This is a genomic window from Streptomyces hainanensis (assembly GCF_004348415.1).
In the GTDB taxonomy this organism is placed as follows: Bacteria; Actinomycetota; Actinomycetes; order Streptomycetales; family Streptomycetaceae; genus Streptomyces; species Streptomyces hainanensis.
In genome coordinates, this window is sequence record NZ_SMKI01000257.1 from 1 (window position 1) to 11,264 (window position 11,264).

The following is an 11,264-nucleotide window of genomic DNA, read 5'->3' on the forward strand; positions in this document are numbered from 1 at the left end:
TTCTACTTCGACTTCCTGCTGGGCATCGAGGAGCGCGCCGAGGAGACCGGGTTCGACCTGGTGCTGTTCACGTCCACCGGGGCCGGCGGTGACGGCCGCCGCATGGTCTACCGGGACGTCACCAACCAGTGCCCCACACACACGAAACACACCGCCGTGAACCGCAACAAGTCCACATAGCGATTCCGCGGCCGCGGCGTCGTCTCCGTCATCCGGAAAGAAGTAGCAAGCCTGCCGGGCCGAGCGAAGACGCAACAACGAGCACGCCCACGACCAGCCCCGACTACCACCCGTCCGCACGCCAACCAGACTGCAGGGGCAACGGACACCAGCCGACTCCTTCTCCACCTCGCCGAAGAGCAGCCCGCCGAGCTCGGCGACCGCATGCGCCGGACGGCAGACTGCCTACGCAAGACGGCGCAGAGCTGGCAAATCGTCACGGGTTCCTCTAAGAGGGTCGTCGACTTCACCGATCCCCGGGAGCACCCAGCCCTGCCGCGATACAGCCACGGCAACGTTCGAACCGGCCAGGTCACCCTGATGCCCAAGACCGGCCCCCACCCGGGCGCGATCAGCGCCGACACGGCGAACCTGCGCATCAGCCAACTCCGCTACGGCCCTCATCGGACCCCCCACCATGCCGCCGCCACAGCCCCGGCTCGCCGTCGACATCCTCAACGACACGAACGGGATAGGCCCGCCGCTCCGCGACCTCCACCGGTTGCCGGCCCTCGGCCAATAGCTCGCCCAAGCCGCACCTCGAGTTCGCCCTCGGCAGATAACAGGTAGTGGATTTCCTATCCGCTTGGATGTCAAAGTACAACACCTGACCAGATGGCCGACTTATAGCAGAGATTCCCAGTTACCCCAAGCCCGGAATCTCCGAGATCCTCGGCATACCCATCGCGCCGAACATGCCTGAGGACCCAGATTGCACGAGAAAGACGTCGACACTTCCGCAACTGCATTCCTAACTCTACCCAAGGCTGCCGAATACCTCGGCATTACCGCAAATACTTTGTACATCTGGCGCCACCGACGACAGGGGCCGCCAAGCTTCCGAATGGGACGCCGTGTCATGTATCGCGTTTCGTCGCTCAACAAGTGGATAGCCGAGCAGGAGCGGGCCGACTCTCGCTCGAATGAGTCGCTGAACCCGATCAGCCGGAGGGCGGAGCGCCGCCACTCACGGCGGTCCAACTGATATCCCATGGCTGGTTACATAGAGGATCGGTGGCTGAAGAAGCGCCCAAACAAGGCCACTGGCAAGCGAGAGCGCACTACACAGTGGGGGAAAGGACTGCGGTATCGGGTTAAAGGGATACCCGGCGTACGCGACCGTTCCTTCGGCACGAGCGAGGATGCCAAGAACTGGCTGGCTATCGCCACAGCTGATCACAAACGGGGAGAGTTCCACGATCCTCGAGATGGAAGCATCCTACTCGCTGACTACATCGAGCAGGAGTGGTGGCCAAATCAGTCCTATGAGCCTTCGACAGCGGCTCCAATGCGCAGCCGAATCTGGAACCACGTCATTCCTCTTCTTGGCTCCTTCACCCTAAACGACATCGACGCCGCCGCCCTCCGATCCTTCAAATCAGGATTGTTGTCTCGGGTGGACGACTCGACTGCCGAGACCGTATGGATCCACTTGTCCACCGTACTCACAGCGGCTGTTGAGGATAAGCGCCTCCTGAAGCATCCGATGAAGGTGCACCGCTCAGTAAAACGCCCTAAACGACAAGAGAAGAAAGCGAAGGCATGGTCTCGCGCCACTGTGGATGCCGTGCGAAAGGGCCTTCAGGAGCGATACCGGATCGCGGTAGACCTCGGAGTCGGGCTCGGTCTACGGCAGGGTGAAGCGTTCGGTCTGGACGAACGGGACGTCGACTACGTCCGCGGAGTTGTGCATGTACGGCGACAACTGCGCTGGGATGTACGCGGCAGGCCATATTTCTGCCTACCCAAAGGGGGTAAGACTCGTACGGTCCTTCTGCCACCCAATCTTGGACTCCGCATCCGTGAACACCTACGGCGTTTCCCGGCAGTGGAGTGCACGCTACCGTGGCGCAACCCAGAACCGCCGCAGACCAAGGTGGAAGCGCGTCAGCGGAAGCCGGTGATGGTGCGTCTCGTCCTGAGCACCTCGCAGGGTAACCGAATCCTGCCCACCACCTGGAACGACTGCAGTTGGCGTCCCGCTCTCTTGTCCGCTGGCGTGGTGCGGATCACCGGTGAGAAGACCACGCAGCAAAAGGGCGGGCAAGTACGACGTCATCCGATACTTGAGCGGTCGCGTCATGACATGTTCCATGTGCTCAGGCACACCTACGCGAGCGTGCAGCTTGAGGCAGGTGAGTCTGTGGTCAGCCTCTCCCAGTGGCTTGGCCACGCCTCCCCCGCCATCACTCTGGAGCACTACGCTCACTTCATGCCCGGCGCAGGCCGGCGCGGACTCGCCGCGATCGACATCTGGCTGGCAGCCTGAGCCACCACGCTCCAGGAATGGAAAGTCCCTGAGAAGTCCCTGCGGCACCGTGCCGCGGGGATTTCCCCATAAAATCGCAGGTGAGGCACGGCACGGTGAAGAGGTCACCATGATGGACCAGTACAACCTGGTGCAGCGCGAGGAGGAGCGCGAGATGTTCGGGCTGCTGGCCGACCAGGGCGTGGGCTCCATCCCGTGGAGCCCCCTCGCCGGCGGCCTGGTCACCCGCCCCTGGGGCGACCGGAGCACCAGCCGCGGCCAGGCCAACCCCACCACCGACCAGCAGGGCCGGCCACTCTTCCTCGACAGCGACAAGGCGACCGTCGACGCCGTCCAACGGATCGCCGAGGCGCGCGGGGTGTCGATGGCGCAGGTCGCGATGGCCTGGGTACTGCGCAACCCGGTCGTCGACTCCCCCATCGTGGGCGCCACCAAGGCCCACCACCTCGCCGACGCCGCCGCGGCCCTCGACATCGAACTCACCGACGACGAGGCCACGGCCCTGGAGGAGCACTACACCCCGCGCGAACCCACCTACTTCTGACGCGCCCTTCGGGGTCTACCTGTTGACGGCGTAGAGGTACCGCTCACGCGCACCGTGTCGCCGCCGAGCTCGGCGGCGACACGGTGCGCCCAGCAGGGCTCGCGCAGCAACTGCCGGCCGAGCAAGGCCCCTGACCCGCGGCTGCCTCCCAGTCCGCATCTCCCAGCCGCCCCCCGACCCGGCTCCCGGGCCGACGGAGACGACGGCGTCGACACCGGACTCCCATGGGCCCACGGCCCACCTGGCGCCACTTCTCCGACCGCACCAGAGCCATCCACGCCCGAGTTCAGGCACTGCTGGCCGCCGGTCACAGCCGAAGCTGGCCGGTCGCCTGCGACGCTCACTGCCGCCTTTTCACTCGGCCAGACCTGGTGGCAACCTTGTCCGTCCGGATGAACGGGGAAGATCCACCAGGCACCCCTCGAACAGCTCGATGTGGGCCCTTCTCTTATTCGAGGCGATCGGATTCATGGTCTTCGGCCGGGTGGGGCTGGGTCAGTGGCCGCCGCTCAGATAGCCATGCTGGAAGTCGAGTTCGCGAGCCCCGTCCTGGAGATGGCACCGCGCCGGCTCTCCAGCCCGGATCGTGCTCCGGGCCAGAGCAAGGGGTCTCCCGAGAGCGGCCACGTCGACTGGGGCAGTGCGCCCCGGGGACATCAGGCTCCGGCTGACGAATCGCCGATACAATCGGTCAGCTCCCTGTTGACGGTCAAGCGCGGCCCGTGCGTGACAACACCGGCTTGGGCAGACCGGATTTCCGTGATGCGCGTCAACTCTCACCACGCCCAGGTAACCGAAGCCACGGGAGCTGCCGCAGCTTCCCGCGCCTCCCTGTCCGCTTGGCCAACCGCGGGCGCGGCCGACTTCTGCTCCGTGAACGGTGATCAACTCGCATCGTGTGCACGGTAACCTCGACGGGGTGAACGGTCTCGCACCTGTTGGTCCACCGCAGATCCTCGCTTCGCTCGGTGTGCCCTTCCGGCTGCACGAGCACCCTGACGTGACCGGCCCGGTGGAGATCTGCGCCGCGTTGGGCGTTCCGCTGGAGCGGACCGTCAAGACCCTGGCGTTCGTCACTCCTGAGGACCGTCTCCTGCTGGCGGCAGTGCCCGGCCACGCACGGCTGCGGTACGGCGCCCTCGCCCGCGCGGCCGGGGTCCGTCGCAACGACCTGTCTCCCGCCGGCGCCGGGCGGTTAGCACGGGCAGGGATGCGGCCAGGCGGGGTGTGTCCCGTGTCCGCGGACCGGGGTGCGATGGTGGTGTTCGACGGGACGGTCAGCAGTCTGGGGCGTGTGCGCTGCGGGAGCGGTCGGCCCGACAGCAGCATCGAGATCGAGGCGGCGGAGCTCATCGCAGCCGTCCCGGGAGCCGCCACGGCGTCGATCGTCGCCCTCCCGGCGGACGGGCCGGCATGATGACCGTCCGCGACGCCACGTCCTCGGACGCCGATGGCATCTACCGTCTGCTGAGCGGGTTTGTGACGAGTTACCGGCCCGACCGAGCGGTCTTCGACGACGCCACCTTCCCTCGCGTCATCGAGGCCGCCTCGGACGGCGGCGCCGAGTTCCTGGTGGCCGAGCGGGACTCGTGCGTGGTCGGGTACCTGCTCGCGCTGCGCGTGCCCACCCTGTTCGCCGGCGGCACGATCCTCGAACTGCTCGAACTCACCGTGGACGAGCCCCTGCGGGGCCGCGGTACGGGTTCGGCGCTGGTCCGGGCAGCGCAGGCGAGGGCCCGGGAGGCGAGGGACGTCGAGGTGACCGTGCCGACCCGCAGGGCGGCCGACTTCTATCGCACGCTGGGGTTCCACGAGACCGCCGTCCATCTCAAGTGGTCCACTACGTGATCGGGAGACCGCCGGCGAGCCGGCCGGGCGAGAAGAGGGTTGACATCATGCGGATCCAGGGGGCGACGGCACTGGTGACCGGCGCGAATCGGGGGCTCGGAGAGGTGATGGCCCAGCTGCTCCTGGAACGCGGCGCACACCGCGTCTACGGCGGGGCCCGCGACCCGCGGTCGGTCCGCGAGCCCGGCGTGATCCCGGTCCGCCTCGACATCACCGATCCCGCCCAGGTGGCCGCGGCCGCCGAGACCTGCTCCGACGTGACCTTGCTGGTCAACAACGCCGCCGTCCTCACCGACAGCCCCCTGCTGGCCGCGCCCGGCGTGGACGCCGCCCGCACGGAGATGGAGGTCAACTACTTCGGCACGCTCGCCATGTGCCGTGCCTTCGCCCCGCTGCTCACCGCCAACTCGCCCGGCGCCATCGTCAACGTGCTGTCCATCGCGAGCTGGTACACCAACCCCGCGATGGGCTCCTACAGCGCTTCCAAGGCCGCCGCCTGGGCCCTGACCAACGGGATCCGCGGCGAACTCCACGACACCGGCGTCCTCGTCGTCGGCGTGCACTGCGGATACATCGACACCGACATGGCCGCCCATGTCACCGGTCCCAAGAACTCCCCGAAGGCGATCGCCGAGCAGACCCTCGCCGCCGTCGAAGCGGGCCGGACGGAAGTCCTCGCCGACGAACGCACCCGACAGGCGAAGGCAGCCCTGGGACTCACGGCCGGCACGGCGGCTCCGGCTCGGCACCCGCGGCACCCGCCTCGCGACGGCGTGGCCCGTGCCACGGCCACCGAAGGGTGAGACGCACCATCCGCCCCGACGCCAGCCGCCTCGCAAGACGGGGAACAACAGCAGGTTCGGGGACCGAGCCGAGCACCGGTGGGGACTTCCAAAGATCCCCATCAGGCGCGCCGGCTCCTGCCCGGCCAGCAGCCGCGCCGCAGCCCGGGTCCGGCCCAGGCGCCGCTGAAGCGCGACGAAGTCCAGCAGCCCCCGTTCGGTGATGACGACTTCGCCTGGCACGACATCGCCGGTGAGAAGAGCTTCGCCCGCTTCGATCCCCGACCGATCCGGGACCCCCGTGACGACGCCGGCACCGGCAACCGGCGAGTCACGCGACACAGCCCGGATGGGGCACTCGCTCCCAGTCCGTGCCTGCGAACCCTGCGCCCCAGGGCGTTAGTTGACATCTCAAGTATCCGCCGCCTAGCGTATGTGACGCGTCAACAAAGTGGTGGGGTCGTCAGCCGGTCAGCCCGTGTTCGGCTTACCGCGCGCACCGACATGTCGGTGCGCCGCCTGAGGCCCGTGAACGCGAAGCTCCGGAGAAGCGGACCAGGGGGAATGTTGAGAAGCTCACTGCCGCGGATCGACGCGGACACGGCGGCGACATCGCGCCCCGCTACCCCCGCGCTGCCGGGGCAGCGCGGGCGCCCCGGCGGACGGATTCCGGTGACCGTCCACGCACTGGACCCGATCTCCAGGGAAGGCGCGCGAGGCCAGCTGCGCCGACGCCCGGAGATCGAGCTCCGCGAGGACTCCGAGACCGGCCCAGGCACGGTGGCCCTGCTCATCAGCGATGTCCTCGACGACGACGCCGTCGCCCGGCTGCGCCGCATGATGGGCAGCGGGCAGACCCGGGCCGTGCTCGTGGTGGGCTCGCTGCGCGACGCCAAGCTCCTCGACGTGCTCGGCATCGGCATCGGCGCCATCGTCTGGCGTCACGAGGCCACCGAGGACCGCCTGGCACAGGCGGTGATGGCGGCGGCGCGCGGCGACGGCGAACTGCCCGCCGACCTGCTCGGCCGGCTGATCGACCAGGTGAACGTGCTGCATCGGACGGCGGCCGGCCGGGTCGGCGTCCCCGGCTCGGGCCTCTCGCCGCGCGAGGTGGACGTGCTGCGGCTGGTCGCCGACGGCCTCGGCACCAGCGAGATCGCCGCGAAGCTGGCCTACTCCGACCGCACGATCAAGAACATCCTGCACGAACTGACCACGCGGCTGCACCTGAGGAACCGGGCGCACGCCGTCGCGTACGCCCTCCGCGAGGGCTACCTCTGACCGACCGGACGACAGAAACGGAAGCCTGACGGTGATTCACGAGGTGGACGAAGTCCTCAAGGGACTGCTCGGCGGCGGAGCGCTGGCCGGCTCCGGCATCGAGGTCTCGTTCGACGCGCCCACCCGCGACTGGGCGGCCCGGCGCAACGCGCCCACCATCAACGCGTACCTGTACGACCTGCGGGAGGACGTGAAGCGCCGCCACCAGGGAATCGCGCCCGTGCGCGACGACCACGACATGGTCGTGAAGCACCGGTCGCCGCCACGCTGGTTCCGGCTGTCGTACCTGGTCACGGCGTGGACGAGGCGGGCGGAGGACGAGCACCGCGTGCTGTCCGCCCTGCTGGCCACGCTGCTGCCCCGCGAACAGCTGCCCTCGTCCGAACTCCCGGGCGCGCTCGGCGCGGTCGGCCTGCCGGTGCAGCTGACGGTCGCCGGTGACCACACCGAGTCCCGCTCCCTCGCGGAGATCTGGTCCGCGCTCGGCGGCGAACTCAAGCCGTCCATCGACCTGGTGGTGATCGTTCCCTTCCCCGGCTACCCCGAGTACGACGCCGGCCCGCTGGTCACGGAGGGCATGGTGGTCCGCGCGCGGCGCGTGGACGAGCCCGAGGCGGCCCCCGACGTACGCGCCCACCGGCCCCACCAGGTGGCGACGGCACGGCAGTCCCGGGGGGCGGCCACGTGACCACGGAGACCGTGACACCACCGGAGCACGACGGCCCCGCCCCGGACGGCCGAGGGGATGCCGACCCGGCCGGCGCGCTCCTCGTCCGGCTGGCCCGGCTGTGGGACCGGGTCGCGTGGCTGGTCGAGGACCGTTCCGCCGGCGACCCTACCGCCGGCGACCCGATGCGCGGTCTCTACCTGTCCGGGGACGCCGTACGGCATCTGCTCCACACCGGCCCCACCGCCGCCCGCGGCGCCGCGCCGGGGCCCGACGGGTCCGCCCCTCCCGACGCGGGCGGCGACCGTCTTGGCATGCTCGCCCACCGGTTCGGTCTCACCGAGGTCGACGTCGCCGCGCTGCTCATCTCCGTCGCCCCCGACCTCGACCGCCCCTTCGAGCCGCTCTACGGCTACCTCAACGACAACGTCAGCCGCCGCCGGGCCACGATCGGACTCGTGCTCGACGTGTGCGGGCTGCCAGGACACCTGGCGGCGGCCCGCGCCCGATTCCACCCGGCGGCACCACTCGCCGCGCTCGGCCTGCTCACCGTCGAGGAGCCCGAACGCCCCTTCCTCAGCCGCTCGCTGCACGTGCCCGACCGCGTCGTGGCGCACCTGCTCGGCGACGACACCCCGGACGCGGCGCTCGCCGCGCACCTGCGCCCCACCCCGGAGCCGACCGCCGCGTACCCCGACGGCGGACTCGCCGACCGGCTGTCCGCCCGCCTCGCCCGCGGCCCGGCCGTCGTCTACCTGCGCGAGCACCGCGAGGGCGACGGGCTGGCCTGCGCCACCGCCGCGCTGGGCGGCCGAACCCTGGTATACGACGGTCCGCCCGAGGACGTGCCCACCCTGCTGCGCGAGGCCCGGCTGTCGAAACGCCCCGTCATCGTGTCAGGACTGCCGGACGAACCGGCCACGCTGCTACGAGAACTGACCGCGCAGCAGGACGTCTCCGTGCTGCTCACCGACCCGCGCCCGTACGATCCCCGCTGGTGCGGACACGACCCGCTGGTGCTGGACGCGCCCCGGCGCGGAGCGGGGGACGCGGCGGCCTGGTCCGCCGCCCTCGGCCTCACGGCCGGCGACGAACCAGAGTTCGACCTGGCGACGGCCGTGGCTCCCTACCACCTGGGCGGCGAGGGCGTCGCCCGGGCCGCGCGCGCCGCCCGGGCGCTGGCCGACCTCGACGGCGCCCCGCTCACCACCGCCCACCTGCGCCGCGCCGCCCGGCAGCAGTCCGCCTCCGGGCTCGAACGGCACGCCCGCCAGATCCGACCCGCCGTCGACTGGACCGACCTGGTCCTGCCCGCCGGGCCCCTGTCCCAGCTGCGCGAACTCGCGCTGCGCGCCCGGCACCGCGACCGCGTGCTCGGCGAGTGGCGGCTGAGCGCGGGCGGCGGCCGGGGCCGGGGCGTACTCGGACTTTTCGCGGGCGAGTCCGGCACCGGCAAGACCCTCGCCGCGGAGGTCGTGGCGGCCGAACTCGGCCTCGACCTCTACGTCCTGCAACTGTCGTCGGTGGTGGACAAGTACGTCGGCGAGACCCAGAAGAACCTCGAACGCGTCTTCACCGAGGCCGACCGCACCGACGCCGTGCTGCTGTTCGACGAGGCCGACGCGGTCTTCGGCAAACGCTCCGAGGTCAAGGACTCCCACGACCGCTACGCCAACATGGAGAGCGCGTACCTCCTCCAACGCCTCGAATCCTTCGACGGCATCGCCCTGATGACGACGAACCTGCGGGCCAACATCGACGAGGCGTTCACCCGCCGCCTGGACCTCGTGGTCGACTTCCCCTTCCCCGATCCGGAGCAGCGGCTGGCGCTGTGGCGCCACTGCCTGGAGCGCGTGCCGGGCGCCGAGGACATCGACCTGAGGGAACTCGCCGCCGGATTCGAACTGGCGGGCGGCGCCATCCGCGGCGCGGTCGTCACCGCCGCCTACCTCGCCGCCGGGCGCGGCGGGTCGGTCACCGGGCCCGACCTGCTGGAGGGCGCCCGCCGCGAGTACCGCAAGGCCGGCCGCCTGGTGCCCGGCGAGTTCACCGACGCGTGGTAGCCCGGCCCGGGGGCACTCCAAGGCTCTGACACACGTACTACTTCACGGAGCGACAGGCGGCGAAGTGCACGTCTCCCATGCCGGGGCTGAGGAGAGACGACAGCCGAGCCGCCTCCTCGACCGTGACGGTCGTGTCGGGAGCGATGACTCTCAGTTGCTTCAGTTCGCTGATGATCACTGGACCTTGCCTGCGGAGTCCGACGACGTACTCGCCACGGAAGTCGTAGGGGCCCCGGCGCCGTCGCAGCTGGACGGGGCTTCCATGGACGTTCAGTCGCCGCGGATGGTAGAGGGTGTAGTCCGGGATGACGTCGCCCGGCCCGTGGGTGCTGCGGGCGCGGGGGTCCACGGTCTCCCTGTCCTCCTCGTCGTCCGCCGAGACGATATCCCGCGTGGTTTCCCCCCGCGGACTTGTCGCGGGCCCCAGTTCACCTCGCTCGATCCGGTGGGCGCGACTGTCTTCGAGGGGGAAACCATGCGGTGTGTAGAAGTGCACTCTCGTGCCTTCCGGAATGGTCGTTGTCAAAGCGCCGCCGGACACATCGTGGGCACCATGACCGGAGAGGACCGTGCCACCGTCGCGCCGACCTGGAGTCTGATGGGCGCGCCAGGATCCCACCCGGTCACTGATCGTTTCCGGTTGTTCCACGGACAGTGCTCCCATCTGCCCGATCAACCCGGTCACCGCGGCGTTCCCGGCACGGTCCTGCAGGTGTTGCATGAGATCCGGCGCGGGTGCGGTGCGGCTCGGCGGGCTCTTCCTGGTGGAGTCGCTAGTGCGCTCTTCGCGTTCAAACATCTCCGCTCCTCGACTCGCTCTCAGGCTCCGTCACTCCTGCTGCCAGGATGCGAGAACTCCACTCACCTCCGCCAGGACCACGCGGCCGGCATCCCGAACGCCGAGCCGCCGCGCGTCGCGTTCGCCCCGAGCATGCGGGGCCGCCGGTTGCCCTCACTCGTCCTCCTCGAAGGGCCTGACGATCTGCCACTCCTGGTCGTCGTCGTCGATGCAGTCGTAGACGGCGAGCGGGGCGCCCGTCTCGTCGGTCAGGCCGTCCACGTCCAGGCACAGGCCGTTGCTGGCGAAGTTGTGGATCCAGTAACGGTTCTCTCCCCGTTCCTCGAGCCACCACAGCTGGTTGTCGCCCGTCGTGCCATCGCAGGCGGACTGGATGACCTGTGTCCTGCGGGGCTGCCCCCCGCGTCCCGGCAGGTCCATGCACAGACCGTCCGCCGCGTTGACGATCTGGAAGAGCGGCGCGCTGCCCGGGCCGCCCTCGGGGTACTCCACCTCCAGGTGCCACAACTGGTTGTCGCCGGCCACGGTGCACTCGGCCTGCTGCACGACGCCGCTCTGCTCTCCCCGGCCCCGTCCGGGAATGTCGGCGCACCGTTCGCTGTAGGTGTTCTGCAGCAGGACGTTCCTGGCGGGCACGGGCGATTCCGGCTCCTCGGGTGGTGGCGGCGCACCTCCGCCACCACCGTCGCCCTCCTCCGGCGCCGGCTCCTCTTCCTCCTCGGCGGGCTCCTCGGTCGGCTCCTCCGCGGGCTCGGGCGGCGGCTCGGTCAGCTCCGGGGTGGGGGCTGTCTC

At 69.8% G+C, this 11,264-nt stretch carries 11 protein-coding genes and 1 pseudogene; 10 read left to right on the forward strand and 2 right to left on the reverse strand.

Annotated features, from left to right (window positions below):
- The 10 genes and pseudogenes from E1283_RS22255 to E1283_RS22300 form a co-directional block, all read left to right on the forward strand.
- A pseudogene (locus E1283_RS22255) lies at positions 1-180 on the forward strand (hypothetical protein); the annotation flags it as partial.
- A 751-nt stretch (positions 181-931) separates the two neighbouring features.
- Positions 932-1,204 (forward strand): helix-turn-helix transcriptional regulator, encoded by a 273-nt coding sequence (locus E1283_RS22260; RefSeq protein WP_132819891.1) that lies wholly within the window; start codon positions 932-934, stop codon positions 1,202-1,204.
- Between the two features lie 6 nt (positions 1,205-1,210).
- Positions 1,211-2,488: a tyrosine-type recombinase/integrase gene (locus tag E1283_RS22265; protein ID WP_165956207.1), complete on the forward strand. Its 1,278-nt coding sequence runs from the start codon at positions 1,211-1,213 to the stop codon at positions 2,486-2,488.
- Positions 2,489-2,597: 109 nt separating this feature from the next.
- A complete protein-coding gene (locus tag E1283_RS22270; protein WP_132819892.1) occupies positions 2,598-3,032 on the forward strand; it encodes an aldo/keto reductase in 435 nt (144 codons plus the stop codon).
- A 919-nt stretch (positions 3,033-3,951) separates the two neighbouring features.
- Complete coding sequence (locus tag E1283_RS22275; RefSeq protein ID WP_165956208.1) at positions 3,952-4,449, forward strand: aminoacyl-tRNA deacylase; 498 nt, start codon at positions 3,952-3,954, stop codon at positions 4,447-4,449.
- On the forward strand, positions 4,446-4,880 hold the full coding sequence (locus E1283_RS22280; protein ID WP_132819894.1) for a GNAT family N-acetyltransferase: 435 nt from the start codon (positions 4,446-4,448) through the stop codon (positions 4,878-4,880). Before E1283_RS22275 ends, E1283_RS22280 begins: the two co-directional genes overlap by 4 nt.
- A 47-nt stretch (positions 4,881-4,927) precedes the next feature.
- Positions 4,928-5,683 carry an SDR family oxidoreductase gene (locus E1283_RS22285; protein WP_132819895.1) on the forward strand — a complete coding sequence of 252 codons (756 nt, stop codon included), beginning with the start codon at positions 4,928-4,930 and terminating at the stop codon, positions 5,681-5,683.
- 651 nt (positions 5,684-6,334) lie between these two features.
- Complete coding sequence (locus E1283_RS22290; RefSeq protein ID WP_341829948.1) at positions 6,335-6,943, forward strand: helix-turn-helix transcriptional regulator; 609 nt, start codon at positions 6,335-6,337, stop codon at positions 6,941-6,943.
- A gap of 31 nt (positions 6,944-6,974) precedes the next feature.
- Positions 6,975-7,631 carry a Pvc16 family protein gene (locus tag E1283_RS22295; RefSeq protein ID WP_132819897.1) on the forward strand — a complete coding sequence of 219 codons (657 nt, stop codon included), beginning with the start codon at positions 6,975-6,977 and terminating at the stop codon, positions 7,629-7,631.
- Positions 7,628-9,673 carry an ATP-binding protein gene (locus E1283_RS22300; protein ID WP_132819898.1) on the forward strand — a complete coding sequence of 682 codons (2,046 nt, stop codon included), beginning with the start codon at positions 7,628-7,630 and terminating at the stop codon, positions 9,671-9,673. The genes E1283_RS22295 and E1283_RS22300 overlap by 4 nt, the downstream gene beginning before the upstream one ends.
- A gap of 37 nt (positions 9,674-9,710) precedes the next feature.
- Here the strand turns inward: E1283_RS22300 and E1283_RS22305 are convergent, their stop codons facing one another.
- Together E1283_RS22305 and E1283_RS22310 are read right to left on the reverse strand one after the other, a co-directional pair.
- Positions 9,711-10,472 (reverse strand): putative adhesin, encoded by a 762-nt coding sequence (locus tag E1283_RS22305; protein ID WP_132819899.1) that lies wholly within the window; start codon positions 10,470-10,472, stop codon positions 9,711-9,713.
- 153 nt (positions 10,473-10,625) lie between these two features.
- Positions 10,626-11,264, reverse strand: a 639-nt coding sequence (locus tag E1283_RS22310) for an RICIN domain-containing protein (RefSeq protein WP_165956209.1), incomplete at its 5' end; no start/stop codon positions are given.

Excerpts from the sequence above, each read along its gene's own strand:
- E1283_RS22270 (WP_132819892.1), top strand. The coding sequence starts at position 2,598 with ATGATGGACCAGTACAACCTGGTGCAGCGCGAGGAGGAGCGCGAGATG.
- E1283_RS22305 (WP_132819899.1), bottom strand. The coding sequence starts at position 10,472 with ATGTTTGAACGCGAAGAGCGCACTAGCGACTCCACCAGGAAGAGCCCG.
- E1283_RS22280 (WP_132819894.1), top strand. The coding sequence starts at position 4,446 with ATGATGACCGTCCGCGACGCCACGTCCTCGGACGCCGATGGCATCTAC.
- E1283_RS22285 (WP_132819895.1), top strand. The coding sequence starts at position 4,928 with ATGCGGATCCAGGGGGCGACGGCACTGGTGACCGGCGCGAATCGGGGG.
- E1283_RS22265 (WP_165956207.1), top strand. The coding sequence starts at position 1,211 with ATGGCTGGTTACATAGAGGATCGGTGGCTGAAGAAGCGCCCAAACAAG.